Origin of the sequence: Mycobacterium shottsii (genome assembly GCF_010728525.1) — a bacterium.
GTDB lineage: Bacteria > Actinomycetota > Actinomycetes > Mycobacteriales > Mycobacteriaceae > Mycobacterium > Mycobacterium marinum.
This window is the reverse complement of sequence record NZ_AP022572.1, coordinates 1,594,118-1,620,586: the sequence shown is the minus strand read 5'-3', so window position 1 is coordinate 1,620,586 and position 26,469 is coordinate 1,594,118. Positions and strand designations below refer to the sequence as shown.

Annotated in this window: 20 protein-coding genes and 11 pseudogenes; 22 read left to right on the top strand and 9 right to left on the bottom strand. The window is 64.6% G+C overall.

Annotation, left to right across the window (positions count from 1 at the left end):
- The first annotated feature begins 140 nt into the window (after positions 1 to 140).
- The 6 genes and pseudogenes from G6N41_RS28200 to G6N41_RS07655 all read left to right on the top strand — a co-directional run bounded on the left by G6N41_RS28200 (position 141) and on the right by G6N41_RS07655 (position 5,009).
- Entirely contained in the window at positions 141 to 764 is a 624-nt protein-coding gene (locus G6N41_RS28200; protein ID WP_231608874.1) for a hypothetical protein, read from the top strand.
- The gene (locus tag G6N41_RS28195; protein WP_231608985.1) at positions 665 to 1,555 is read left to right on the top strand and encodes a PPE domain-containing protein; all 891 of its coding nucleotides are present in this window, start codon (positions 665 to 667) and stop codon (positions 1,553 to 1,555) included. Before G6N41_RS28200 ends, G6N41_RS28195 begins: the two co-directional genes overlap by 100 nt.
- A 2-nt stretch (positions 1,556 to 1,557) precedes the next feature.
- Positions 1,558 to 1,896: a YbaB/EbfC family nucleoid-associated protein gene (locus tag G6N41_RS07670; protein ID WP_012395912.1), complete on the top strand. Its 339-nt coding sequence runs from the start codon at positions 1,558 to 1,560 to the stop codon at positions 1,894 to 1,896.
- 76 nt (positions 1,897 to 1,972) lie between these two features.
- A complete protein-coding gene (locus G6N41_RS07665; protein WP_012395913.1) occupies positions 1,973 to 2,287 on the top strand; it encodes an ESX-1 secretion-associated protein in 315 nt (104 codons plus the stop codon).
- 312 nt (positions 2,288 to 2,599) lie between these two features.
- Positions 2,600 to 3,004, top strand: a complete 405-nt coding sequence (locus tag G6N41_RS07660; protein ID WP_269469274.1) for a hypothetical protein — start codon at positions 2,600 to 2,602, stop codon at positions 3,002 to 3,004.
- Positions 2,979 to 5,009 (top strand): annotated as a pseudogene (locus G6N41_RS07655) (secretion protein EspK). Before G6N41_RS07660 ends, G6N41_RS07655 begins: the two are co-directional and overlap by 26 nt.
- A 15-nt stretch (positions 5,010 to 5,024) precedes the next feature.
- On the opposite strand, the gene G6N41_RS07650 reads toward G6N41_RS07655, so the two are convergent.
- The 3 genes from G6N41_RS07650 to ychF form a co-directional block, all read right to left on the bottom strand.
- Positions 5,025 to 5,807 (bottom strand): hypothetical protein, encoded by a 783-nt coding sequence (locus tag G6N41_RS07650; RefSeq protein WP_198967027.1) that lies wholly within the window; start codon positions 5,805 to 5,807, stop codon positions 5,025 to 5,027.
- 56 nt (positions 5,808 to 5,863) lie between these two features.
- Positions 5,864 to 6,736: an IS5 family transposase gene (locus G6N41_RS07645; protein ID WP_407663785.1), complete on the bottom strand. Its 873-nt coding sequence runs from the start codon at positions 6,734 to 6,736 to the stop codon at positions 5,864 to 5,866.
- Between the two features lie 458 nt (positions 6,737 to 7,194).
- Positions 7,195 to 8,295 (bottom strand): redox-regulated ATPase YchF, encoded by a 1,101-nt coding sequence (gene ychF, locus G6N41_RS07640; protein WP_036456141.1) that lies wholly within the window; start codon positions 8,293 to 8,295, stop codon positions 7,195 to 7,197.
- Positions 8,296 to 8,427: 132 nt separating this feature from the next.
- Here ychF and G6N41_RS07635 point away from each other — a divergent pair, with 132 nt between their 5' ends.
- Entirely contained in the window at positions 8,428 to 9,648 is a 1,221-nt protein-coding gene (locus G6N41_RS07635; RefSeq protein WP_198967026.1) for a DUF6542 domain-containing protein, read from the top strand.
- A gap of 21 nt (positions 9,649 to 9,669) precedes the next feature.
- On the opposite strand, the gene G6N41_RS07630 is transcribed toward G6N41_RS07635, so the two are convergent.
- Entirely contained in the window at positions 9,670 to 10,668 is a 999-nt protein-coding gene (locus G6N41_RS07630) for a 4-hydroxy-3-methylbut-2-enyl diphosphate reductase (protein ID WP_198967025.1), read from the bottom strand.
- A gap of 144 nt (positions 10,669 to 10,812) precedes the next feature.
- On the opposite strand from G6N41_RS07630, the gene G6N41_RS07625 reads away from it, so the two are divergent.
- Positions 10,813 to 11,028, top strand: coding sequence for a hypothetical protein (locus G6N41_RS07625; protein ID WP_198968062.1), 216 nt, complete (start codon positions 10,813 to 10,815; stop codon positions 11,026 to 11,028).
- Between the two features lie 107 nt (positions 11,029 to 11,135).
- Here the strand turns inward: G6N41_RS07625 and G6N41_RS07620 are convergent.
- Positions 11,136 to 12,009 (bottom strand): annotated as a pseudogene (locus G6N41_RS07620) (IS5 family transposase).
- A gap of 67 nt (positions 12,010 to 12,076) precedes the next feature.
- Here G6N41_RS07620 and G6N41_RS07615 point away from each other — a divergent pair.
- The 7 genes from G6N41_RS07615 to G6N41_RS07580 all read left to right on the top strand — a co-directional run bounded on the left by G6N41_RS07615 (position 12,077) and on the right by G6N41_RS07580 (position 16,835).
- Complete coding sequence (locus tag G6N41_RS07615; RefSeq protein ID WP_198913343.1) at positions 12,077 to 12,316, top strand: hypothetical protein; 240 nt, start codon at positions 12,077 to 12,079, stop codon at positions 12,314 to 12,316.
- Complete coding sequence (locus G6N41_RS28190) at positions 12,292 to 13,035, top strand: hypothetical protein (protein ID WP_231608787.1); 744 nt, start codon at positions 12,292 to 12,294, stop codon at positions 13,033 to 13,035. Before G6N41_RS07615 ends, G6N41_RS28190 begins: the two co-directional genes overlap by 25 nt.
- A 116-nt stretch (positions 13,036 to 13,151) precedes the next feature.
- Entirely contained in the window at positions 13,152 to 13,769 is a 618-nt protein-coding gene (locus tag G6N41_RS07600; protein WP_198967024.1) for a lipid droplet-associated protein, read from the top strand.
- A complete protein-coding gene (gene xseA, locus G6N41_RS07595) occupies positions 13,766 to 15,013 on the top strand; it encodes an exodeoxyribonuclease VII large subunit (protein ID WP_198967023.1) in 1,248 nt (415 codons plus the stop codon). The genes G6N41_RS07600 and xseA overlap by 4 nt, the downstream gene beginning before the upstream one ends.
- The gene (locus tag G6N41_RS07590) at positions 15,003 to 15,251 is read left to right on the top strand and encodes an exodeoxyribonuclease VII small subunit (protein WP_036456138.1); all 249 of its coding nucleotides are present in this window, start codon (positions 15,003 to 15,005) and stop codon (positions 15,249 to 15,251) included. Before xseA ends, G6N41_RS07590 begins: the two co-directional genes overlap by 11 nt.
- Positions 15,252 to 15,305: 54 nt before the next feature.
- Entirely contained in the window at positions 15,306 to 16,400 is a 1,095-nt protein-coding gene (locus G6N41_RS07585; RefSeq protein WP_198967022.1) for a 3-beta-hydroxysteroid dehydrogenase, read from the top strand.
- A gap of 177 nt (positions 16,401 to 16,577) precedes the next feature.
- The gene (locus tag G6N41_RS07580; RefSeq protein ID WP_036456136.1) at positions 16,578 to 16,835 is read left to right on the top strand and encodes a DUF7218 family protein; all 258 of its coding nucleotides are present in this window, start codon (positions 16,578 to 16,580) and stop codon (positions 16,833 to 16,835) included.
- 94 nt (positions 16,836 to 16,929) lie between these two features.
- On the opposite strand, the pseudogene G6N41_RS07575 reads toward G6N41_RS07580, so the two are convergent.
- Positions 16,930 to 17,184 (bottom strand): annotated as a pseudogene (locus tag G6N41_RS07575) (hemophore-related protein); the annotation flags it as partial.
- A 165-nt stretch (positions 17,185 to 17,349) separates the two neighbouring features.
- Here G6N41_RS07575 and istA point away from each other — a divergent pair.
- The 6 genes and pseudogenes from istA to G6N41_RS07545 all read left to right on the top strand — a co-directional run.
- A pseudogene (istA, locus tag G6N41_RS07570) lies at positions 17,350 to 18,612 on the top strand (IS21 family transposase); the annotation flags it as partial.
- A 47-nt stretch (positions 18,613 to 18,659) separates the two neighbouring features.
- Positions 18,660 to 19,531, top strand: a pseudogene (locus G6N41_RS07565) (IS5 family transposase).
- A 10-nt stretch (positions 19,532 to 19,541) separates the two neighbouring features.
- A pseudogene (locus tag G6N41_RS07560) lies at positions 19,542 to 19,802 on the top strand (IS21 family transposase); the annotation flags it as partial.
- Positions 19,799 to 20,610, top strand: a pseudogene (gene istB / locus G6N41_RS07555) (IS21-like element helper ATPase IstB). The pseudogenes G6N41_RS07560 and istB, both read left to right, overlap by 4 nt.
- A 66-nt stretch (positions 20,611 to 20,676) precedes the next feature.
- Positions 20,677 to 20,751, top strand: a pseudogene (locus G6N41_RS07550) (DUF732 domain-containing protein); the annotation flags it as partial.
- 207 nt (positions 20,752 to 20,958) lie between these two features.
- The gene (locus tag G6N41_RS07545) at positions 20,959 to 22,461 is read left to right on the top strand and encodes a DUF2254 domain-containing protein (RefSeq protein WP_407663784.1); all 1,503 of its coding nucleotides are present in this window, start codon (positions 20,959 to 20,961) and stop codon (positions 22,459 to 22,461) included.
- 40 nt (positions 22,462 to 22,501) lie between these two features.
- Here the strand turns inward: G6N41_RS07545 and G6N41_RS07540 are convergent.
- The 3 genes and pseudogenes from G6N41_RS07540 to G6N41_RS07530 form a co-directional block, all read right to left on the bottom strand.
- Positions 22,502 to 23,128 (bottom strand): annotated as a pseudogene (locus G6N41_RS07540) (hypothetical protein).
- 114 nt (positions 23,129 to 23,242) lie between these two features.
- Positions 23,243 to 23,770: an Rv2253 family sensor-like surface protein gene (locus tag G6N41_RS07535; protein ID WP_117423152.1), complete on the bottom strand. Its 528-nt coding sequence runs from the start codon at positions 23,768 to 23,770 to the stop codon at positions 23,243 to 23,245.
- A gap of 146 nt (positions 23,771 to 23,916) precedes the next feature.
- Positions 23,917 to 24,401 (bottom strand): annotated as a pseudogene (locus tag G6N41_RS07530) (NUDIX domain-containing protein).
- 317 nt (positions 24,402 to 24,718) lie between these two features.
- On the opposite strand from G6N41_RS07530, the pseudogene G6N41_RS07525 reads away from it, so the two are divergent.
- Positions 24,719 to 26,463 (top strand): annotated as a pseudogene (locus G6N41_RS07525) (NAD-binding protein).
- The last annotated feature ends 6 nt before the right edge of the window (positions 26,464 to 26,469 follow it).

The window sequence follows — 26,469 nt, the reverse complement described above, 5'->3', positions numbered from 1 at the left end:
TTTATTCCAGAAGGCGATTCGGCTTTATCCTGGAAACCGGTTCTGATTTATTTTCAGAAGACCGTTCTGCTTTATCTTGGAAGCCAGTTCTGAAATAGAGTTTACAAAGTTTTGTGCAAGAAGCAATGAAATTGTCGACTATGATTTCCAAAGCACGAAGGAGGAAGATTCGGTTTATGTCTCAGCCGCGCATGTTGACGGTGAATCGGAACGAGATTTTGGCTAGGGCCGATGAGATCGACACCCCGATAGCCAACCCGCCAAGCGATCCCGTCAAGGCCGCATGTGGCCTCGAGACGGCGGTCACCGGGGCCAAGCAGATCAAGTTGTCCGCCGACAATCTGCGGACCCGCCTTGCGGTGGGCGCTCAGGAGCGACACCGCATCGCGGAGTTCATGAGGAGCGCGGCCAAGGCCTACGAAGACGTTGACGAGCATGCCGCGGTCGCCTTGCGCAACGGCGGCAACGGTTCCGTGTCGCCCGCAGCACTCGCCGCGAACCCAGCCGCAGATCCACCGGCCCTGGCCGATACCGAGACGGTGTCATCAACACTGCTACCCGACTTCACCGATCTCAAGGCGGCCGCAAACAAAATCCACAACAAAGGCGACCAGGCAAATCGCTGCTGCACTTTGCGGACGAATGGACCAAGTACGCCCAAACGATTCGGGACTCCTTTTCCAGGTTCCGGGAATTCGAAGACTGGGACGGCGACGCGGCCGAGACCGTTCAGGACGCACTCCTTCAGCACTGGGACTGGCTGAGCGGCATGGCGGAATTGAGTATCAAAATAGCTAAGCAGGCCTCAGATCTCGCGCAGGTGCAGCACTCCGCCGTACAAAAACACCCCACGCTGCACGATGTCGTCGTCCTTGAAAGAGAAATCTGCGTCGCGTACGACGCGACCAAGTACGACATCACTGGTACCGCGTTGGCGACTCTGTTGATTCTCAAGTCGAAATACACAAAGAAGCACGAGACGTCGGCAGAGGTGCTTTCCGACTACTCCGAGAAATCAACCATCGACCCACTGCATCCGACCACCCCGCCGCACGCCCCCACCCCAACCGACCCGCAACCCCACGGCGATATCCCGGTAATCCCTGGCGGTGGGCTGCCGAGCACCCCCACGATGCCCACGATGCCGACCCTGCCGACGATGCCCTTCACCGGGTCACCGGGCGGCGACGATATGGGGACCGCGGCCGATGCGCTACGCCGCGCATCCAGGGTGGCCCCCGGCACGGGGGTCAAGCCGGCGTCGACCGGCGGAGGCGTTGGCGGCGGTGCGCTGGCACCACCGCCCGCCAACGGAATCGATGCCAGATCCGTACCGACCGGCGCGGCGGGCAGTGCGGGAAGCCTGGACCGGGGGAACGTGCCCCGCGGCCCCCTGATGGGCGGCGGCATGCCGATGGGCGCACCCGGTCAAGGTCAAGGAAACGCCGAAACCAAGTCCTCGCAACAAGAACAGGAAGTGCTTTACGCCGAGAACCGAGCCTGGACCGAGGGACTCATCGGAATCAGCCCGCTCGAAGACAGCAAGGAGCAGTGACCATGAAATTGGACCCCACGGCGGCCCGGGCGCTGACCTTGATGTCGCAGTTTCAATCCACCCTGCAGGGGCGGTTCCACCACATGAACAACGGGGTTTTCAAAGCCTCCGACGAGACCAAGTCCGTGCAGGTGACGCTCAATGGCTACCAGTGGCTCACCGGCATCCGCATCGAAAACGGTCTGCTGAAAGAGGTGGGCGCGCAGGGGGTCGCTGAGCGGGTCAACGAGGCGCTGCAGAACGCGCAGCGAGCGGTGAGCGTCTTTGACGAACAGTCGGGCCAAACGCTTGTCGACACACTCGCCACCATTTCCGCTGCGATCAGCCAACCGCCGGCCTGACCGGCAATACCCCCGAAGCGGCCACCGGCCCACAACAACGCCCCTACCCGTCGAACCGAGAGGAATAGCTCAACCCATGAACGAAATCCTGACCCTGCAGCCCGATGTCATCAGCAGACTGTCGCAAGGGCACGACGCTACGGTCACCGGTCTGCAGGCCGCGACGGCGGCGCCCGCCGGGATCAGCGCGAATGTTGCCACCACCCACGGCACGTTCACGTCGGAGTTCAACAATGCGCTCAGCGAATTCGAAGCCGTCCGCGCCCGCGCCGGTCAGGCTCTGCAAGGGGTCGCAACCGGACTTTCCAAGAACCTGAACAAGGCGCTCACCGCGTACGTCAACACCGACCGAGCCGGCGCCGAGATCCTCGACCAACAGGTTGATCGCTGATCATGCCCGGTCGGCTCGCTGCGGATGGCACGGGCCCCACGCTGCCAGCTGGCGCCCAGTGAGGGGCTCCAAACAGCTTTCACCACGCCCGCCATGCACCTCAGAAAGGAACCTCTCCATGGTCCAGCCCAGATCAGATGCCCACAGCAATCTGGACGCCCTGAAATTCTCGCGCACCGCCGACAACAAGGAATCGGCAATTGACGCGTTGCGCGCTTTCGCGCCGACTCAACCCGAGGAGCCGATGTTGATTTGAGGGCCCTCCATAAGCGGGCAAAGGACGACAAAGCAGAGGAATGCGACCTGTTCACGGTGACCAATCCGCAGGGAACCGTGTCGGTGTCGGCCGTGTTGGGCGGCAAAATCCGCCGGGTCGAACTGTCCGAGGAAGTCACCACCATGGCTGAACCGAACCTTGCCGCAAAGATATATGTGATTGCCGACCTGGCCCGGCAGAAAGCGCGGGCAGCTCAGCACACCCTCATGGTGCAAAGCATGAAAGACATCGAGAGCGAAGAACACCGCGCCAAGCTGCGCGAATTCCTCGGAACCATGTTGAACCTACCGACGCCAGAGCAGGCCGCCGCAGCACAGAAAGAGGTTTTCGCCACCCGATACGGTCGCGAATCCGCCCGAAAATCTCGCGGCAATGGCCTAGACGGCGTTCCGGTATTCGCGAGGAGAGTAAGCGATGTGCATCGCGAAGCCGACTGGTGAACATGTCGGGCTGATGCTCGACCCGGGTGAGTGGCCGGAGGCCGATGGGGACATCTTTTATGTCCGGGCCCAGCAGTACAGCCAGACATTGCGCCAAATCACCCATGTCTTGGACACGTGTCGGCAGCAGCGGCTCCACGTCTTCGAAGGCGGTGTCTGGTCGGGGGGTGCCGCTGATGCCGCCAACGGCGCGCTGGGCGCAAACATTGATCAACTGATGACGGTGCAGGATCATCTCGCGACGGTGATTGTCTGGCATCGGTACGTAGCCGATTTGATTGGGCAAGCCAAGTTCGGAAATCGGTAACCATGTCGATGCCGCTCAACGAGAAATCAACATCGTGGAGCGGGGTCAGACCCTCGACGCCGAACAGAAGACCGCCGCGATCGATTCGCTGATCAGTGTGGCGCATGCGGCCAATGTCGGCGTCGTTTCCAGCACCGCTGAGCAGGTGCTGGAGTTCAAGCATTGGAAGGCGCCGAAGAACGCCCTCGACCAGCTGCTGGTTCAGAAGACGCCACCACCACTGCCGGACACACCGCCAGTGAGTGCGCTCCCGGAGACACCGCCGCTGGGCGCACCGGCACCGACGGAACCGCCGCTGGCCACCCCCGGTATCGGGGCGAACCCGGCACCGGAAGGGGCTGCGAGTCCGGTCCGGCCGGTCGCGCCGGTCAGACCCGGTACTGCGGCACCGCCTACTTTGGGGGCGGTACCGATCGCGGCGTCACCGATCCCCGCAGCCACCCCGCGTCCGGCTCCGAGCCGGCAAGCCGTACCGGCAGCTGCGCTCAGACCTGCGACGTCGACCGATCAGACGCCCGTCACGGGTGGGCTTACCGATCAGCCGGCGCAGGCAGATCCGTCACAGTCCGGCGATCAATCGGGGGTTGGTGTTGCGCCCGCCGCAATGACCGGCATGGCGCCCGCGCGGGTGGCCGGCGCAGCACCGAGCGGGGCCGGATTCGGCGCGACCGCGGATTCGGGCAGCGCAGGCCCGGCCACGGGGTGGGGCGCGCGGTCACGAGTTCCGGCTGGAACACCCCGGTTGGGCGGGTCGGTCCGGGGGCGCGCAGCGGCCCCCCGAGCGTCCGCGTATGGCGCGTCAGCCGCAGGGTCGTGGGCGACCGATCACACCAATGGCACCGATCAGCGCGAGTCAAACGATGCGCCCATGGCGGGACCGATGGTCCCGGTTGCGGCGGCCCGGGCGGCGCGCGATGCCGTGGCCGCAGGCTTCACCACCCGCGGTAAGGACCGGGATGATGCGCTGCGCTTGGCGCGCCGGATCGCGGCGGCACTCAACGCGCCCGGCGGCGGCGCCGACCACGATTTCGGGTTCTTCTGGATCACCGCGGTGACCGTCGACGGCCAGATCTCGGTAGCCAACAGCTATGGGCTGGCCTTTATCCCGGACCGGGTCGAACTGCCCGACGTCGTGCAGATGGCCAGCGCCGATCACGCCATCCCCGCCGGCGAGCGGGCGCGCTGTGCTACCTATCCGCTGCTGGCCGTGCAGGCCTGGGCAACCCACCATGACACCACGCTGCCCGCGGTGATCGGCACCGCGGAGCAGCTGGCCGACTGCGATCCCGGGGTCGCCAAAATCATCCTGGAGCCCGACGACATCCCGGAGAGCGGCAAAATGACCGGCCGGTCCCGGCTGGAGGTGGTCAATCCTGCCGCCGCGGCTCGGCTGTCCGACACCAAAGATCCGAGTTTGATCAAGCTGTTGCCGCCAGCCCCGGTTGCCGCGGATGTCCCGGCAGATCAGGACGGGATGTTGTGGTTCGAGGTGACGGCACCCATGGCCAGCAGCGCCGCTGGCCGCGAGGCCGCACATCTGAGGGCCTTTCAGCCTATGCCGCGCACGCGCAGGAACTCGCCCTGCACCTGGCACACTGCGCGGCCGATCCCGACACCGCGCGTGCCGCCATCGCCGACTGGCTGTACTGGCAACACGTCGCCGGGCTGCTCGGCAGCGCCCTGTGCAACGCGGCGTGAGACCGACCGCGAAGCTCAGAGCACCGTGACGTCGGGACCTGCCGACTGATTGTCGGCGGTCGTGCCGGTTCCGCCCTCGATCGGGGCACCACCCAGAGTCTGGGAGCCGGGTGCCGCGCCAGCGCCGTCCGCCCCGGCCTTGGCGTCGCGCTCGTCGTCGGCGTCATCGTTTTTCGTGTCGTCGACCAGCAACCCGTGTTGCGCCGGTGCGGCACCGCCGGCCTGTGATGCCGTCGAGACGATTTGTTGCGTACTTTGACCGATGGATTGCGCCATCGGAGACGCGTACTGCGCTACGAAAGCGGCTTGCGACCCCAGTTGAGCGAGTTGCGGGCCGGCCTCGGCGACCTGTGCGGCCACCTCGGAAATCTGTGGTGACAGCTGATCGATCAGCGTCTCTACGCCCTGCCGTGCGCGGTCCGCCCACTGCCAAGCAGACGTGGCCATCGACTGAACGAACTGACCTGCCTGATCTGTGACCGTGCTGCCGGTCAGAATTGGGGCCGAGCCGCGGAATTGATGCTGGCTTAGATTTTCGCCGAGCGACTCATCGACCTTCGTGTAAATGTCGGCCGCGGTGGCCATGCTCGACGCAGTATTTGCCATGTCAGCTTTTGCGCTGGGCAGTAAGTCGGTCACCGATGATTCGATGTTGGGCATCGCCGTATTGATCGCGACCGATAGCGCATCCGTTCCAGCCGCGATAATCGGCGCCGGCGGCGTCGGAAAAACGAGGCCGCGCAGTCTTGTCCCCGCAGCACCTAAGCCAGCCGGATCGACGGCCAGTGGTTCAGCCATTGCCGAATCCCTTCTGTACGTTCACTACCGAGCGAATTCCGTCTAGGTCCTGTCTGCTAATTGCGGACGCGGTGGTAGGTGATGATGGCGGCCAGGGTGACACCGCCGAGGTAGGTCAGGGCGTATTTGTCGTAGCAGGTGGCGACCGCGCGCCAGTGTTTGAGCCGGTTGAAGCTTCGCTCGACGGTGTTGCGGTGCTTGTAGATTCGGCCTGAGAACCCCGGAGGCCGTCCTCCGTTGCGGCCTTTGGCTTTGCGGCGGGTGATCTGGTCGCTGCGCTCGGGGATGGTATGGGCGATCTTGAGCCGGCGCAGCTGTGCCCGCGTCGAGTCATAGGAGTACGCCTTGTCCGCCAGCAGGTGAAACGGGGCGTATGAGTTGCTGCACCGGGCGGCCAGCAATGGCCAAAGCATCGGATTATCACCGGCTTGACCGGCCGACAGTGCCAGGGTGACCGGACTGCACAGCTGGTCGGTCAAGGCGTGGATCTTGGTAGTCAGCCCGCCGCGGGAACGCCCAATGGCGTGGTCATCGGGCTCATCGAGATATTTCTTGTAATTCGACAGATCCCCCTGTGCGGCGCCCGGGCGCGCTCCGGCTGCGTGTCGGTGGGCGCGCACACTGGTCGAATCGACCGACAACAGTGCGCCCAGGTCGGCGTCCTCGGCGTCGAGGTCAGAGGCGATCGCCGCGAAGATCCGCGCGTAGATGCCATCGACCGACCAGCGTAGATGCCTCTCGGCCACCGATTGCCAGGGACCGAAGTGCTCGGGCAGGTCACACCACGGAGATCCCGTACGGTAACGCCAGATAATGCCCTCCAGAGTACGTCGATGATCGTTCCACGGCCGGCCACGCCGCCGCCCCGCAGGCAACACCGCCACGATCAGCGACCACAAATCATCAGAAATCGCATGCGTCCGCATCACCCAAACAGCATCAGCCAAAACACCATTCACATTAAGCAGACACGCCCTAATGCGACGGCGCGCCAATCACGCCGATATTCACGACCGGGTGTGACCACTCACGGCGCAAACCTAACGGCGCTCTGATCGCAGAAATCAAAATCGAATGACTCGGTCGATATCATCGATGTCCACGATCATAGTAGCAGGAATAATTGAATCGACACCGCACCGAACAATTTCAGAATCCCATTTCATAATTGCCGTACCCCGACAAATATGCGACGCTGCGCCCGCCAAGAAAAAGCATGATCGCGGCTGCCTTTGGGCAAATCCCCGGTTGCGTCCGGTCACAGTGCGGTGCAGAAAATCGCGTCGACCGGCCCGCACCCGAACAGTCATCCGAGCGCGCCTGTCCTGCCACGAGCACACTGACCGGCGCCGGATTCCTAACCTCGGATCTTCGGACCGAATCCGCGCTAGCGCCCTGCTGCCTTACCGCCGGAGCTGGTCTGGAAACGGAACTCGACCACGTCGCCATCGGCCATGACGTAGTCCTTGCCCTCCATCCGGACCTTGCCGGCGGCTTTGGCCGCGGCCATCGACCCGGCGGCCAACAGGTCGTCGAAGGAAACGATCTCCGCCTTGATAAAGCCCTTTTCAAAGTCGGTATGGATCACCCCGGCCGCCTTGGGCGCGGTGTCGCCGCGGTGGATGGTCCAGGCCCTGGCCTCCTTGGGCCCCACCGTCAGGTAGGTCTGCAGGTTGAGGGTGTGGAAGCCGGCGCGGGCCAGCGCGTCCAGGCCACGCTCGGTTTGTCCGATCGACTCCAGCAGTTCGGCGGCTGATTCCTCGTCGAGCTCGACCAGCTCCGCCTCGATCGCCGCGTCCAGGAAGACGGCGTCCGCCGGCGCGACCAGTTCACGCAGCTGGGCGACCCGCGCGGCATCAGTGAGCACCGACTCGTCGGCGTTGAACACGTACAGGAACGGCTTGGTGGTCAGCAGGTTCAGTTCACGCAGCAAGGAAGTGTCCATGCCGGCGGCGAACAGTGTCTTGCCACTGTCGAGCACCTCCTGGGCCGCCAGCGCCGCTTCGTGGACGGGCTTGCGCTCCTTGTTGTTGCGAGCTTCCTTCTCCAGCCTGGGCACGGCACGTTCGAGGGTTTGCATGTCGGCCAGGATCAGCTCGGTCTCGACGACTTCGATATCGGACCGGGGATCGACCCGGCCGGACACGTGGGTCACGTCGTCGTCGTGGAACACCCGCACCACCTGGCAGATCGCGTCGCACTCGCGAATGTGCGCCAGGAACTTGTTGCCCAGTCCAGCGCCCTCCGACGCTCCCTTGACCAGTCCGGCGATGTCGACGAAGGTCACCGGTGCCGCGACGATACGTTCCGATCCGAAAAGCTCCGCCAACTTGTCAAGTCGCGGGTCCGGCAGCGAAACGACCCCCTCGTTGGGCTCGATGGTGGCGAACGGATAGTTGGCTGCCAACACGTCGTTGCGTGTCAGCGCGTTGAAGAGTGTCGACTTGCCCACATTTGGCAGGCCCACGATTCCCAGGCTCAAGCTCACAGGGAGCCAAGTCTAAGGTGCCGCGATCTAGGCTTATGGGCGCCCATCCCCGTAGCGGATGCCGGGGGCACGCCCGTGACTACTGTCCAGGTATTTACGGGCCTTTGGGCGCATTGCCGGTACGGTCTAGATGTGTCAGCGGACCGGGCGAGAACAGCGGTGCCACCAAGCCACCGCTCAATCGTTCCCAATATTCCAGGTGCTCCGTGGTGGGGCGCGGTTCTCATCGCCGTCAGCACGACGGCACTCGGGTACGCGTTCGACGCCGGCCACAAGGATCTGACACACGTTTTCGCCGGCTTCTACATCGTGGGCTGCATCGCCGCGGTGCTGGCGGTCCGCCAATCGGGCGTATTCACCGCGGTCATCCAGCCGCCGTTAATCCTCTTCATCACGGTGCCCGGTGCCTACTGGTTGTTCCACTCCGCCAAGATCGGCAAGTTCAAGGACCTCCTGATCAATTGCGGCTATCCGCTGATCGAACGTTTCCCATTGATGCTGGGCACCGCCGGTACGGTGCTGCTGATCGGCTTGATCAGGTGGTACATCGGGATGGCGCAACGAACGAGCGCGCTGGCCACCGGTGACGACGGCGAGCCCACCACCGCCACACGAACGCCGATTTTGCACAGCCTCGCCGAAAAATTGAGTGCCCTGCTGGGCGGTGACTCCGACGACCCCGACGACGTGGCCGATGCGGCCCCGCCAGCACCCGAAGCGGGCAGACGGTCGTCGAGAAGCGGCCGCAGCTCCACCCCGGGCAATCGGTCCACCACCCGGCGCACCGACCGCACCCGTTCGCGACGCACCCAACCACCGGTAGAAGATCAGCCGGACCCGGGTGCCGAACGTCCGCGGCGCCGCCGTCCGACACCCCCTCCCGACAACGACGCGGCCGAACCGCCCCGGCGGGCGCGTCGCCGGCCCCGCCCACCGGGTGACTCGGACTTGCGCGCCACGCCGCCGCGCCAGCCGCGGCGTGATCCGCACACGCGGCGCAACCCGTACGAGTCCTACGAGCGGCCCGCGCCCCGCACAAGTCGCTTCGATCCCTACAGCGGATACGAGCCACCCGAGGCCCCGGAGTCCTTAGATCGGTATGAACGCCGGGCCGGCCGCTACGAGCCCTATGAGCCGTTTGAACCCTTCGGGCCCCCACGCCGGCGCGGCAGCACCGGCGGGCCCAACAACGCCAACCCGAAACACCACCCGATCTCGCAGGTCCGCTACCGCGGGGCGGCGCCCCGCGACGAGGGCCGCGATCAATACCGCGACGAGCCTCGCCCGGATCGCCGGAGTCGTCCCCGCGCACCGCGCCGGCCCCAGGCCGAATCCTGGGAGTACGACGTCTGACGCCGTAACGCGGCGGAATCGCTAGCGCGCCGGCCGGATTTCCCGGGGCAGGGCGAATACCAATGTCTCGTTGGCCGTGGTCACCGGCTGCACCATGTCGTAACCGCTCTCGGCCAGCCGTTCCAGCACACCACGTACCAGCACCTCGGGGACTGAAGCCCCCGACGTCACGCCGACCGTGGTGACACCTTGCAGCCACGACTGATCGATGTCGTCGGCCCAGTCCACCAGGTAGGCGGCTTGGGCGCCCGCACCCAACGCCACCTCGACCAGCCGTACCGAGTTCGACGAATTGCGCGAGCCGACGACCAGCACGAGGTCGCATTCGGGTGCCATCGCCTTGACCGCGACCTGGCGGTTCTGGGTCGCATAGCAGATGTCGTCGCTGGGCGGATCCTGCAGCTTGGGGAAGCGTTGGCGCAGTCGCGCGACAATCTCCATGGTCTCGTCCACTGACAACGTGGTTTGCGAGAGCCAGACCACCTTGTCCTCGTCGCGGATCGTCACCCGCTCGGCGCCGTCGAGCCCGTCGACGAGCTGTACGTGTTCGGGAGCCTCACCGGCAGTTCCGACGACCTCCTCATGGCCCTCATGACCAATCAGCAGGATGTCGTAGTCGTTACGGGCGAACCGCCTGGCCTCGTTGTGCACCTTGGTGACCAGCGGGCAGGTGGCGTCGATGGTCTGCAGGTTGCGTTCGGCGGCTGCCGCGTAGATCGCCGGGGCGACGCCGTGGGCAGAGAATACCACGATGGCTCCCTCGGGAACCTGATCGGTCTCCTCGACGAATACCGCACCCGCCTTGGCCAGGGTGTCCACCACGTGGCGGTTGTGCACGATCTCGTGACGCACGTAGACGGGCGGACCGTGCTTTTCCAGCGCTCGCTCGACCGTCTCCACGGCGCGATCCACGCCCGCACAGTAACCTCGCGGCTCGGCCAATAGCACCCGTCTAAGGGTCGGGACGTGCGCTACCGAACTCGAGGCACCGGGAATTCCCATGTCGATAGTCGGCACCATGCCATTCAGGGTACTTTCTGCCGCCACGGCTAGGCCATTCCCCGGCAAGCATCACGAAAAATGCCCGTGAAGCGCCCTCGGTGCATCACGTAAAAATGCCCGCGAAACGGTCGATCCTCAGCAGGCATGGGAAGTGGGCTGTCGATGTCGTCTCGGGCCGAGATCACCGCGAAGTTCGCCAGGGCGTATGTGGGGGCACCGAAGGCGGACAAGGGGCAGATTCTGGATCAGGTGGTGGCGGTCACCGGCTGGTCGCGTGACAACGCCCGGCGGCGGTTGAGGGCGGCGGCCGCGCCGCCGGGAGCGGGTCGGCAGGTCGCCAAACGGACTCGCCGGCAACGCAATCCGAAGTACTCCTAGGATGCGCTCAAGGTGTTGCAGAAGGTGTGGGCGGCCTCAGGCGGGCAGTGCGGCCGGTACCTGGCCGCTTCCATGGCACTTCAGTTGGATGCTCTAGGTCCTGTCTGCTAATTGCGGACGCGGTGGTAGGTGATGATGGCGGCCAGGGTGGCACCGCCGAGGTAGGTCAGGGCGTATTTGTCGTAGCAGGTGGCGACCGCGCGCCAGTGTTTGAGCCCGTTGAAGCTTCGCTCGACGGTGTTGCGGTGCTTGTAGATTCGGCCTGAGAACCCCGGAGGCCGTCCTCTGTTGCGGCCTTTGGCTTTGCGGCGGGTGATCTGGTCGCTGCGCTCGGGGATGGTATGGGCGATCTTGAGCCGGCGCAGCTGTGCCCGCGTCGAGTCATAGGAGTACGCCTTGTCCGCCAGCAGGTGAAACGGGGCGTATGAGTTGCTGCACCGGGCGGCCAGCAATGGCCAAAGCATCGGATTATCACCGGCTTGACCGGCCGACAGTGCCAGGGTGACCGGACTGCACAGCTGGTCGGTCAAGGCGTGGATCTTGGTAGTCAGCCCGCCGCGGGAACGCCCAATGGCGTGGTCATCGGGCTCATCGAGATATTTCTTGTAATTCGACAGATCCCCCTGTGCGGCGCCCGGAGCGCGCTCCGGCTGCGTGTCGGTGGGCGCGCACACTGGTCGAATCGACCGACAACAGTGCGCCCAGGTCGGCGTCCTCGGCGTCGAGGTCAGAGGCGATCGCCGCGAAGATCCGCGCGTAGATGCCATCGACCGACCAGCGTAGATGCCTCTCGGCCACCGATTGCCAGGGACCGAAGTGCTCGGGCAGGTCACACCACGGAGATCCCGTACGGTAACGCCAGATAATGCCCTCCAGAGTACGTCGATGATCGTTCCACGGCCGGCCACGCCGCCGCCCCGCAGGCAACACCGCCACGATCAGCGACCACAAATCATCAGAAATCGCATGCATCCGCATCACCCAAACAGCATCAGCCAAAACACCATTCACATTAAGCAGACACGCCCTAGAACGCCACGGCGAACTGGTGGACGGCCGTGACCGTTACGGCCCGGCGGTGCGTGCCGAGCTGTTGGCGATGAGCAGCGCCACGATCGACCGCTACCTGCGCGGCGCCAAGGCCCGCGACCAGATCTCGGGTGTGTCGACGACGAAACCCTCCCGCTGCTGCGGTCCTCGATCACCATCTGCAAAGCAGGCGATGAGGCCGAAGAATCTCCGGGGTTCTTCGAAGGCGACACCGTGGCGCACTGCGGCCCGACACTGAAAGGTGAGTTCGCCCGCACGGTCAACCTCACCGACATGCACATCGGCTGGGTGTTCACCCGCACGGTGCGCAACAACGCCCACCCCCACATCCTGGGCGCCCTCAAAACCGGAATTACTAAAATCCCCTATAAGGTAACGGGTTTGGACTTCGACAACGGCACCGAATTCCTCAATAAGGCGGTCATCAAGTGGGCCGCGGACATGGAGATCTTCTTCACCCGCTCACGACCCTACAAGAAGAACGACCAGGCCACCATCGAGTCCAAAAACAACCACCTCGTGCGTCGCTACGGGTTCTACTACCGCTACGACACCGACGAAGAACGCGCCGTGCTCAACCGGCTGTGGCACCTGGTCAACGACCGGCTCAACTACCTGACCCCCACCATCAAACCCATCAGCTACGGCTGCAGCCGCGACGGTCACCGCCGCCGGCTCTACGACAAGCCCCAGACCCCTGGACCGGCTGCTGGCCGCCGGAGTCCTCTCAGCGGCCCAACAAACAGAGCTGCTCACCTACCGCAACAGCCTCAACCCCGCCGCGATCGCCCGCCAGATCGCCGACCTGCAAGCCGCCCTGCTCAGACTCGCCAAAGACAAGACCGAACAGCTCTACCTCGCCGCCATACCCGCCGCTCTACCCGCCCTCAAAGCCGGCATCCGCATCAAAAGCAAGACCACCACCTGACCCCGATTTCGCGGGCATTCCTTACCTGATGCATGAACCAGGTTTCGCAGGCATCTTGACTTGATGCATCACGTTCCCGACCATTTGCGCTCGTCCCACCGCGGCTAGCTTGGACTTCGCCGCCGCTTGAGGCAGTCTTGGACCCATGGCAACTGCACCGTATGGGGTTCGGCTAATTGTCGGCGCGGCAACAGTCGCCGTCGAGGAGACCATGAAGCTGCCGCGGACCATCCTGATGTACCCGATGACATTGGCCAGCCAGGCGGCGCACCTGGTGATGCTGTTTCAACAGAACCTGGCCGAGTTGGTCATCAAGGGCGATTCCACCCTGGAGTCACTGTTTCCGCCGAAGGACGAACAGGCCGCGTGGGCGACCTTCGACGAGGACTTGCCGGATGATGCAAACGCCTTGGAAGGGTCCGCCACGGCATTGGCCGACAGCATGGACGCCGATCGTCGCACCGAGGGACGGTTCGCGTTGTATTCGGTGTCGGACCCCGCCGTATCCCGGGAAACCAGCCCGCCGGTCCGCAAGGCCCCGGCCAGGCAGCCGAAGTCGGCCGCCAAGCCGAGCACCGAGATACCTGCAGTCGCCGGCAAACTCGACTATGCGTCATTGACCCTGGCCCAGCTTCGGGCCCGGCTTGCGTCGCTCAGTGTCGAGGATCTGGAGGCCCTGCTGGCCTATGAGCAGGCCACCAAGGCTCGTGCCCCGTTCCAGACGCTGCTCGCCAACAGGATCACCCGCACGACCGCCAAGTGAGCCCAGCCACAGCATCGAATTCGGCCGAGAACCCGTTCCCGGTACGCGCGGTGGCCATCCGGGTCGCCGGCTGGATCGACAGGTTGGGAACGGTCTGGGTTGAGGGGCAACTAGCCCAGATCACGATACGACCCAACTCCAAGACGGTGTTCATGGTGCTGCGCGATCCCGCGGCGGACATGTCGCTGACCGTCACATGCCCGCGCGACCTGGTACTGAGCGCACCGGTGAAATTGACCGAAGGCACCCAGGTGGTGGTCTGCGGAAAGCCCTCGTTCTACACCGGGCGTGGCACATTTTCGCTGCGACTCAACGAGATTCGCGCTGTCGGGGTGGGTGAGCTGCTAGCCCGGATCGAACGGCTGCGCCGGCTGCTGGACGCCGAAGGACTCTTCGATCCGCGCCTCAAGCGGCCAATTCCTTTCTTGCCCAACACTGTCGGCCTGATCACCGGCAGAGCCAGCGCCGCCGAGCGTGACGTGACGACGGTTGCCGCGACGCGCTGGCCCGCAGTGCGATTCACCGTCCGCAACACCGCCGTGCAGGGGCCCAATGCCGTCGTTCAGATCGTCGAAGCGCTCCGTGAGCTCGATTCAGACCTGGAAGTCGATGTGATCGTGGTGGCCCGGGGTGGCGGCAGCGTCGAGGATCTCCTGCCGTTTTCCGACGAGACACTGTGCCGCGCGATCGCGGCGTGCCGCACACCCGTGATCAGTGCGGTCGGCCACGAACCCGATAATCCGCTGTGCGACCTGGTCGCCGATCTGCGCGCGGCCACCCCGACCGACGCGGCCAAGAAGGCCGTCCCCGACACTGCCGCCGAGCAACGCCTGGTCGCGGACCTGCGCCAGCGCAGTGCACAAGCGCTGCGCAATTGGGTTTCTCGGGAGCAGCGGGCGTTGACCCAGTTGCGCAGCCGCCCCGTTCTTGCCGACCCGCTCAAGGCGCTGATCACCCGCTCCGATGAAATCCAGCGGGCCCGGTCAGCGCTTCGGCGTGATGTCAGCCGGCTGATCAGCACCGAAACCGAAAACATCGGCCACCTGGGTGCGCGGCTGGCCACCTTGGGTCCGGCGGCCACACTGGCCCGCGGATACGCGGTGGTGCAGACGGTTTCAGCCGCCGGTCAACCAATGGAAGTGCTGCGGTCGGTCGATGGCGCGCCCGCGGGCACCAGACTACGAGTGCGGGTAGGCGACGGTGCCGTTACCGCGGTAAGCGAGGGACGTGTTGATGGAGCTTGACGACCACAGCGGGGAAACCGACTCGGTTACACCCATTAGCCAGCTCGGCTACGAGGCGTGTCGCGACGAACTGATCGAAGTCGTGCGCCTCCTCGAACAGGGCGGACTGGACCTCGATACGTCGCTGAAGCTATGGGAAAGAGGCGAGGTACTCGCAAAAAGGTGCGAGGAACACTTAGCTGGCGCACGTCAGCGGGTGGCCGATGCGCTGGCCGCCAGCGAGGCCGAGCAGGACTGATCTTGGCCAGTATTGGGTATCGAACCATATTCCAAACTGGAACACGTTTTAGTTATGCTTCGGCCCATGGGTGATGCATCACTGACAACCGAACTCGGCCGTGTCCTGGTTACCGGTGGCTCAGGATTTGTCGGGTCCAACCTGGTGACCACGCTGCTCGACCGTGGACATCACGTGCGTTCGTTCGACCGCGCGCCCTCGCCACTGCCCCCGCATCCGCAGTTGGAGGTGCTACAGGGGGACATCACCGACGCGGCCACCTGCGCCACAGCGGTCGACGGCGTCGACACGATCTTTCACACCGCGGCCATCATCGAGCTGATGGGCGGCGCATCGGTGACCGACGAGTACCGCAAGCGCAGTTTCTCGGTCAACGTCGGCGGTACCGAGAATCTGGTGCGCGAGGGGCAGCAGGCCGGGGTGAAGCGGTTCGTCTACACCTCCTCGAACAGCGTGGTGGTGGGCGGGCAAATCATCGCCGGCGGCGACGAAAAGCTACCCTACACCAATCGGTTCAATGACCTCTACACCGAAACCAAGGTGGTTGCAGAGAAATTCGTGTTGTCGCAGAACGCCAACAATGAAATGCTCACCTGCGCAATCCGTCCTAGTGGAATCTGGGGAACGGGCGATCAGCTGATGTTCCGCAAGTTGTTCGAAAGCGTGATCAAGGGCCACGTCAAGGTGCTGGTTGGGCCCAAGTCAGCACTGCTGGATAACTCCTACGTAGACAACCTGATTCACGGTTTCATTCTGGCGGCCCAGCATTTGGTGCCCGGCGGCAGCGCACCCGGTCAGGCCTACTTCATCAACGACGCAGAGCCGATCAACATGTTCGAGTTCGCCCGGCCCGTGGTGGAAGCGTGCGGGGAAAAATGGCCCCGAGTAAGGGTTTCCGGCCCGATGGTGCACCGGGCGATGACTGGTTGGCAACGACTGCACTTCCGGTTCGGATTGCCCGCGCCGCTGCTGGAGCCACTGGCCGTGGAACGGCTGTACCTGGACAACTATTTCTCAGTCGACAAGGCCCGCCGCGACCTCGGTTATGAACCCAAGTTCACCACCGAACAGGCGCTCAAAGAATGCCTGCCCTATTACGTGGACCTGTTCCGCCAGATGAAAAGCGAAGTCAAAGCCGGCGGCCGGTGAATTAGCCTGCGGCCAGCAAGTCACGGTAACGCCGGTTGGCGCGACCGTGGTGATGATTCACCAGAGGCGGGCTGACTAACCACCACGTGATCGATCGACACCAACCAGGCACCGGTTTGACCACCGTCAGGCTCGGGCATCCTCGGATGGGAGTCCCATCATGCCAAGGAGGTGATCATGCCGAACCCCTCGATCAAGAACGAGAAGCTATACCAGGATCTGCGTAAAGAAGGCAGCTCCAAGGAAAAGGCAGCGCGGATTTCCAATGCTGCAGCTGCCCAGGGTACTTCCTCGGTGGGCCGTAAAGGCGGCAAGGCCGGGCCCTATCCGGACTGGACGGTGCCAGAACTGAAGAAACGAGCCAAAGAGCTTGGCATGTCCAGGTATTCGAGCCTGACAAAAGACGAGTTGATCAGCAAGCTGCGCAACCACTGAGCCCCATCGGTGCCGTGCTCCGACACACGTAGCGCCCGGATGGTGGCAGGTGCTCTCCGCACGGAGGGGCACCTGCCATCGTTGAGCACCCGGATCAACCAGCCATGAATTCGTGGTAGGCCGATTCGAGATCCGGCGGCAGCGCCGCCACATCGCATTGGCGCTCGGTATCACCGACTGGCGCCAGAATGGCACGCAGGTCGTGGTACTCCTGCGGATGCGCCGTGAAATAGCTGCGCAGGCTGGCAGCTGCTGGTGCATACGGTTGCCCATAGGCAGCCATGACTACCTGGTTGGCGCCTTCGTGGGCCGCCAAATATTGGCGCGCCGAAGCGGTCACCGACGACACGTGTCCGTGGCCATGAAAAAGTAGCCACTGGTGGCCAAGTCGAGGTATCCAGTTTTGGCCAGATAAAAGTATCCACCCCGTGTTCGTCGTGTCGATCAGGAACTGTGGGCCCCGATGGTGACGGTGAAGGCGCCAACCAATGGCCATCACCACCGGGGAGTTCCATTGAAGTCTGTGAAGGACCGCATGGACATCATTTCTGCCGATCAACAGCTCGGGTCGTACCGGGCCGCCGCCGACGCGTGCGGCACCACGCATCGCACCGTCAAGAAGATCATCGACAAATTCGAGGCCGACCAGGCCGGCATACCGCCGGCACGGCGGGCCGAACGAGGGCACAACTACGATTCGGTGGCCGAGCTGGTCGCCGAACGTGTCGAGAAATCTGGAGGCCGGATCTCGGCCAAGCGGCTGCTGCCGATCGCCCGCACCGCAGGCTACCAAGGCTCGGATCGCAACTTCCGGCGTCTTGTTGCCGAGGCGAAGACGTTGTGGCGCAGCGCCAATCACTGCGGGCGCCGTCCAGCGGTATGGTCACCAGGGCAGTACCTGGTGATCGACTGGGCCCAAGCGGCACCGGGATTGTTCCTGTTCTGCGCGGTGCTGGCATTCTCCCGGTGGCGATTCGTGCGTTTCGCCGCCGACCAGAAGGCCTCGACCACGCTGGCGTTGATCGCCGAAACCCTGTCGGCGATCGGCGGGGTCCCGGCGTGGGTGCTGGCTGATCGGATGGCCTGCCTCAAAGGCGGGGTAGTCGCCAATGTGGTCGTCCCGACCCCGGATTACATCCGACTGGCCACCCATTACGGGTTCGCCCCGGACTTCTGTCACGCCAACGACCCACAATCCAAGGGCATCGTGGAGAACCTGTGCGGCTATGCCCAACGTGACCTGGCGGTGCCGCTGCTGACCCAGTCCGCTGTCGACGGCGTGCCGATCGACATCCGGGCCGCCAACGCCGCTGCGGCGGCGTGGTGCGACGAGGTCAATGCCCTGGCGCACTCGGAGATTCAGGCGATTCCCGACGAACGGTTGGTCTCCGAACGCCAAGTACTGCAACCACTTCCATCGTTGCGCTTACAGATCGGGGCGCCCACGGTGCTGCACAAGGTCGACCGACTCTCCTGTGTGCGCTACGGCTCGGCCCGCTACTCGGTACCCACCCGGCTGATCGGCACCACCGTGGCGGTGGTGGTCGATCACGGCGCGGTCTGCCTGGTCGAACCGGCTACCGGGATGATCGTGGCCGAACACGAACTGGTCGCCCCAGGCTCAGCGTCGATCCTCGATGAGCACTACGACGGGCCAAGGCTGGCACCGAGTCGGGGCCCGCGGCCCAAGACCAGCGTGGAGAAGCAGTTCTGCGCCCTCGGCGCGGACGCCGAGGCATTCCTCGTCGGCGCCGCGGCGATCGGCAACACCCGCCTAGGGCGTGTCTGCTTAATGTGAATGGTGTTTTGGCTGATGCTGTTTGGGTGATGCGGACGCATGCGATTTCTGATGATTTGTGGTCGCTGATCGTGGCGGTGTTGCCTGCGGGGCGGCGGCGTGGCCGGCCGTGGAACGATCATCGACATACTCTGGAGGGCATTATCTGGCGTTACCGTACGGGATCTCCGTGGCGTGACCTGCCCGAGCACTTCGGTCCCTGGCAATCAGTGGCCGAGAGGCATCTACGCTGGTCGGTCGATGGCATCTACGCGCGGATCTTCGCGGCGATCGCCTCTGACCTCGACGCCGAGGACGCCGACCTGGGCGCACTGTTGTCGGTCGATTCGACCAGTGTGCGCGCCCACCAACACGCAGCCGGAGCGCCCCGGGCGCCGCACAGGGGGATCTGTCGAATTACAAGAAATATCTCGATGAGCCCGATGACCACGCCATTGGGCGTTCCCGCGGCGGGCTGACTACCAAGATCCACGCCTTGACCGACCAGCTGTGCAGTCCGGTCACCCTGGCACTGTCGGCCGGTCAAGCCGGTGATAATCCGATGCTTTGGCCACTGCTGGCCGCCCGGTGCAGCAACTCAGACGCCCCGTTTCACCTGCTGGCGGACAAGGCGTACTCCCATGACTCGACGCGGGCACAGCTGCGCCGGCTCAAGATCGCCCATACCATCCCCGAGCGCAGCGACCAGATCACCCGCCGCAAAGCCAAAGGCCGCAACAGAGGACGGCCTCCGGGGTTCTCAGGCCGAATCTACAAGCACCGCAACACCGTCGAGCGAAGCTTCAACCGGCTCAAACACTGGCGCGCGGTCGCCACCTGCTACGACAAATACGCCCTGACCTACCTCGGCGGTGCCACCCTGGCCGCCATCATCACCTACCACCGCGTCCGCAATTAGCAGACAGGACCTAGCCGCAGAGCTGGAGATCCTGCTCGCCCTGGGGGCCGCCCACGGCACCGACGCGCTGATCGCGGCGCTGCACCGGGCGGTGGCGTTTCGCCGGTTCCGGGCCGCCGACGTGCGCTCCATCCTGGCCGCGGGCACCGGAACCCCACAACCCCGCCCTGCCGGGGATGCGCTGATTCTGGACCTACCGGTCGCCCCGATGCGTTCCCTGGACGCCTACAAGATCGGACCCGTCGGAGCCGATGACGAGGTGATCTCATGACCACGACATCACCAACGACTGCCGTCGAACCCGTGGCGCCGCCGTCGTTGCCGCCGCTGGCCGCTGATCTGGATGCCGGGCTGCGGCGGTTGAAGTTGGCCGCGGTGCGGCGCAGCGCACCGAGGTCTTGCTGACCGCCAAGACCCAACGCTGGACTCCTGAGGAAGTGCTGCGCACGCTCGTCGAGACCGAACTGGCCGCCCGGGATGCCTCCAACATCGTCAACCGGCTCAAGGCCGCCGCGTTCCCCGTCTCGAAAACGTTGGAGTCCTTCGACGTGGCCGCCTCGTCGATCCCGCCGAAGGTTTTCGACTACCTGTCAAGTCTGGAATGGATACGGGCCCAACAGAACCTGGCGATCATCGGCCCGGCCGGCACCGGCAAATCCCACACCCTGATCGGGTTGGGGACCGCGGCGATCCACGCCGGGCTCAGGGTCCGCTACTTCACCGCCGCTGATCTCGTCGAGACCCTCTACCGCGGCCTGGCCGACAACACCGTCGGCAAGATCATCGAATCGCTGCTGCGGGTCGACCTGATCATCTTGGACGAACTCGGCTTCGCCCCACTCGATGACACCGGTACCCAACTGCTGTTCCGCTTGGTCGCCGGCGCCTACGAACGCCGCAGCCTGGCCATCGGGTCACACTGGCCCTTCGAACAATGGGGCCGGTTCCTGCCCGAGCAGACCACCGCAGTCAGCATCCTCAACCGCCTGCTACACCACGCCACCCTCGTCATCACCGACGGCGACTCCTACCGCATGAAGGACGCCCAGCACCGGAAGGAGCAACCCACACCAACCTAGGAACTACCGCCCGGGGTGGATACTTCTATCTGGCCACCAGCGGATACTTCAACTTGGCCATTGACAAGCTCCAAGGGCGCCAAGACGTTCGCGATTGACGCCGCTTCGGCCTACTGCCCCGAATACGTCACCTCGAGCTAGCAACAACCACAGTGTGGGGACCCCGGACGACGGGTCCCCACATTCGTCTGCGCCGTCGACCGCAATCCCAACCTCCACCCGCCCAGCGAGCCGGCCGTCACCGTGGCCCGTGCCCCGATTCCAGACCGGGGCGCTTTCGCGAAACGAACTGCCGGTGCGCCCCCTCGGTTGCGGCCATATGACTCCGGCAAACCTCCCACGTGAGCTATCGGACGGGTGCATGCTGGATCGGTGAGCGCAAATAGCCTGATCAGCCGCCGCAAAGCAATACTCGACTACCTGCAGGGCACGGTCTGGGTGCTACCGCTGGTCGGCGTGGTGGTCGGCCTGGGATCCGGCGCCATCCTGTCCCTGATTCCCGTCAAGCCTGACTCACTGATCGACAAGTTGATGTTCCAGGGCACGGCCGGCGATGCCCGCGGCGTACTGATCGTGGTGTCCGCCACGATGCTTACCACCACCGGAATCGTCTTCTCGCTGACGGTCCTGTCCCTGCAGATCGCGTCGAGCCAATTTTCGGTGCGGTTGCTGCGCACCTTCCTGCGCGACATGCCCAACCAAATGGTGCTGGCAATCTTCGCCTGCACCTTCGCCTACAGCACTGGCGGGCTGCACACCGTCGGCCAGCACGCCGACGGGAGCGCGTTCCTTCCCAAGGTCGCGGTCACCGGATCACTGGCGCTGGCATTCCTCAGCATCGGGGCTCTCATCTACTTCCTGCACCACCTCATGCATTCGATCCAGCTGGACACGATCATGGACAACGTCGGGCAGCGAACACTGGGGCTGATTGACGACTTGTATCCCCGCCCGGACACCCCGGATCGTCGAAGGGAAACACCGCCAACCCCTCCCACTGAGGCGGTTGCACTGCTGGCCCCGCAATCGGGCTATCTGCAGATCGTCGACACCCACGACATTGTGGCGGCCGCGGCGGCCAGTGGGCACACGGTGCTGCTGGTCACTTTCGTCGGCGACTACGTCACCGCCGGGGGCCTGTTGGGTTGGTGCTGGCGCCGCGGCAGCCCGCCGAGCCCGGCGGGGTCGAACTTTCGGCAGGACTGCTTACGCCACCTGCACATCGGCTACGAACGCACCCTGCAACAGGACGTTCGGTTTGGCCTGCGCCAGCTGGTTGACATCGCGCTGCGAGCCCTGTCCCCAGCGGTCAACGACCCGTACACGGCAATCCAAGTCGTGCATCACCTTTCGGCCGTCGAATCGGTGCTGGCGTCCCGTGCGCTGCGAGACACGGTGCGTCGCGATCGCGCCGGGGAGCTGCTGCTGTGGCTGGTCCGACCGGATTTTGCCGCCTATCTGCACGTCGGATGTTCTCAGATCCGCCGCTACGGGGTGCGTGAACCGCTGGTGCTGACGGCGCTGCTACAGCTGTTGAGCGCCGTCGCCCAAAACTGCGCGGACCCCGCACGCCGGGCCGCCGTGCAGACCCAGATCGCCCTGGTGGTGCGGGCGGCCCAACGTGAATTCGCCGACGAATCCGACCGGGCCATGGTGCTCGGCGCAGCCGCCCGGGCAACCGAGGTCGTCGACAGACCTGGGACGTTAGCGCCGCCGTCCTCCGCGTTCGGCCAAGTGGCCGCCGCTCAGGCGGCAGCGTCGACGGTCGCGCCAGCCAACGCAGCGTCGTTGGCCAGGGACCGCAGAGACCTGGGCCGCCACAGCGCGGTGCCTCCGGCCGGCCGCGCCTAGGCTGACCAACCCCCGATCGGATCAGCGGGGGGTCTTGGCGCTACCCAACCGGCGCCCAGTCGCTCCACGAGTTGCCGAAGTCGAGCGCGACCAACGATGACCGGTCCACGTTGACGATCTCGCGGAAATGGTCTTGCCACCCCCACCACGCGCTGACGAAGAACACATGATCAAACCAGCTGAGCTGGTAATCGGGGGGAATCACTTCGCCCTTGTTCTCCGGGGCAAACACCGCGATGGCCAACAGCCCCAGGATGGCAGTTTTCGGTAGCTGGATCTTCCCGTCACTGGCGACCCGCAGTGCCGCACTCCCGTTCACGTACGGAGATACTTCGAACCCGGTAGCCGATTCCTCATCGTGTCCGTGCAACCAACGGTGAATCCCCTACAGGACGTCCGCGATGTCAGGGCGCATCTCGGGCGTCAGGTCCGATCTCACCGCAACCGGAAAGCGCGTATTTTCCAGGTCGACCCCGGGGGTGGCCATCACACCGTAAATGTCGACCGCATCTCGGATCACCCGCCGAAAGCGCGTGCCGGCGCCGAGCGAGGGATAGCGCTTCCTGCTGGTGTCATCCACGGCGTTACATGCGTGAAGCATCGCCACATCCCACATTTTGCGGTCCCACTGTTCGAGCGACTGCTTGACTGATGCACCGACGGTCATGCCGAAAAGGGTATCGGCCGCCGGCAGTTACCCCGATATTGCACCCACCCCACGCCCATTACCGTGTCGCCGCTGGATGGCGAATCACTGCCACTCCGACGGGCAGCGACGTCCTCACGATCCAGCGGGAAGCGCCGCTACCGGCATTTGCACCGTGCCCTGGCATGGGCCGCCGACAATGTCGGTGTGCCAGGTGCCGCGCAGCGACCCGTCCGGCTGAGGCGCGTAATAGGCCCACGACCTCGCCGGTGCCCACACCTTGGCAGCGCCTTCACCCATGTAGCAGTCCCATTGAAAGTCGAAGCGCTCCACCCACTTGGCCCCATCCCAGGAGTAGCGGGACGGCTGGGGCAAGGTCGGATTCTTCGGGGTAGGCCCGTTGGTGGCGGTGGCAACGCACTGTTCGCCCGAACAGGCGGTGACAAAGACGTAGTCGGCGCTAAACGTTGGTTCCATCTGGCTGGCGGCCATGCTGGTGCCGACTTTTTGTTCGGCGTAGCGCACGAGCGAGTATTTCCCGTTCCACACCGGCATGGCCGCGTGTGCCGGAGTGGCCGGGAGCGCGAACATCGCGGCCGCGATGCCGCCGAGCACCCCTAACACCTGAAGGCGAAGCCTCGATCGCGCACACATCGTGTCCATGGTCCGGTTTACAGGACGCGGTGCGATCTCAGCGGGGACACGATCGTGTGCAACAACTACGGCCGGATGGGTGGGGCACGCACGCGACAACTCCGATCGCGTTGGCGCAACGAGGTTGCGCCGCCAGCCAGACGCCGGCGGCAGGACTATCCCCGATGCAGCAGGAACATACCGTAGGCGGCGATCGACTGGGAGTCGACGATCCCTCCGGTGCGGATCATCTGCTCGACTTCGTCGCGCGCAAACCACGCACTGCGCATGTCCTGTTCTTCGTGCTCGCGTTCCGACTCCCCTCGGTTATTCCGGTAGCCAGGAACACCCAACCGCGCTGGCTGGTCATTCCCGGGGCGGTATCGAGCTGACCGAGCGACACAAACGACGCCGCTCGTAGTCCGGTCTCCTCACGCAGTTCGCGCGCCGCCAGCTCGGCCGGCTCGACGTCCGACAAGTCGGGAGCGGTCCCTTGCGGAAACTCCCACCGCCGCGCACCGACGGGATAGCGGAACTGCTCGACCAATCGGAAGCGGTTCCCATCGTGCGCGATAACCAGCGCATAGGCCGGTTTGTCCACCACGCCGTAGATGCCGGGACTGCCGTCCGGGCGGCGAATGTCGTCCTCACGGAGCACCATCCAGCGGTTGCGGTAGATCTCGCGGGAAGCGACGGGTTCGATGCAGGGCACACAGCCAGTATCTCTACCGACACTCGTGGCGCCGGCAACCGCATCGGGTGGGACCCAGGCGGGGTCGAGAAGGCCCCCTCGTCGCCGATCCGGCGGCGCCGGCACGTTGCGCCCGTCTCTGAGCGGCGGTTGCGGTTGCGGTTGCGCAAACCGTGCGGTCTGGTTGAAATCTGTACGGTGCGCATAAGTGAGCGCGAACAGCGAGCACCAACAAAGGTGGGTGTACCTATGCCGGACGATCCCGGACCACGGCGGGACCAGTGAGCATGCGCCGTCACATCATCGTCAGCGGCGACGACGCGCTAGCGAACACGATTGTCGAGGAGCTGAACAGCGCCGGCGTCACCATCCTCAAGCTGGCCAGCGACGAGCTCAATGACGCCCAGCTCGCCCAGGCCATCGCGGTCATCTGGGCCGGCGACGACGACGCGCGAAACCTCGAAATCGCATTGTTGGCAAGAAGAGCCGACCCACACGTACGAGTGGTGGCCCGATTGGCCAACGATGTGCTGCGTGAAGCGATGGCCGCTGACAACGGTCCGGGTGCGATCCTTGACGTTGCCGAACTTGCCGCGCCATCGGTCGTCGAGGCATGTCTGGCCCGCACCGTGCACCCGTTCGAGGCCGCCGGCATCGAGTTCGTCGTCTGGCGCGCGGAGGCACCGCGAGACGCGACCCTTCGTGAGATCTACGGCGATCTGGCCCCCGTGGCGGTGGTCCGGGGAAAAACGCGCCCACCCCCGGAGAGGTATTGACCTGCCCGGGGCGCGACCTGCGGGTCCATGCCGGCGACGAGACGGCGATGATCGGCACCGCAGCAGACCTAGCCGCCCACGGCATCAAGGTTCCCCGACCAACCTCGGCTCGCTTTCGGCTGCTGCGGTTACGACAAATCTCCGATGCGGCACGCACGCTGCGCAACGACGTCAACCCGATGTTCTTCAAGGCTTTGGCCGCGATGGTGACGCTGCTGGCCGTATCGACGACCTTGTTGCGCTTTGCCTACCGCCACCCACCGGGGATGACGTGGCTCGATGCGCTGTACTTCAGCACCGAGACCATCGCGACAGTAGGCTACGGCGACTTCAGCTTCTCCCACCAGCACCCCTGGCTGCGAGTATTCAGCATTACGTTGATGTTCGCCGGTGTGACCACCACCGCCATCCTGGTGGCATTCATCGCCGACCTGCTGCTGTCGCGCCGCTTCACCCGCTCAGCGGGCCGGCGGCGGGTACGCCAGCTGCGCAACCACATGATCGTCGTCGGACTGGGTTCATTCGGCATCCGGGTGGTCAGGGATCTGATCGCCGCCGGTTACGACGTCGCGGTTATTGAGCTCGACGAAAACAGCCGCTTTCTGGAGTCTGCGGCCGAGCTGGACGTGCCCGTCATCTTCGGCGACGCAACGCTGCCGCAAACGCTGGAATCGGCTTGCATCGCCCACGCCCGCGCGATAGCGGTACTGACCCAAGATGACATGGTCAATATCGAGACCGGCATCGTGCTGCGGGAAATGTTGGGCACGGTGAAAGCCAAACGTCGCGATGTCCCGCTTGTCCTGCGCGTCTATGACCGTGAGCTGGGAGGCGCGGTTGCCCAGCGGTTTGACTTCGAGAGCGTGCGCTCCACCGTCGAATTAGCCGCGCCCTGGTTCATTGGCGCCGCGATGGGGTTGCAGGTGCTGGGCACGTTTTCGGTAGGACAAAGCTCATTCATGGTGGGTGGGATGCACGTGTCAGCGCAAAGCGAACTCGATGGTCTGTCAATGCGTGAGCTTGTCACCGGAACCCGCGTCATTGCGATCACCCGTCCGGACGAGCCGCCACAGTTGCATCCGCGCCGCGACACCCGGCTGCGGGCCGGAGACACCGCCTATCTCGTCGGCCCGTATCGCGAACTGTTGGCGACGTTGCGCAAGGGACAGCCTCCCCAGCCGCCCGCCAGCGGCGATGGGCACTGGCCAGAAGTGGCGACGGTCGACAACGTTGGCCCGCTGGACCGACCGAACTGAACCGGC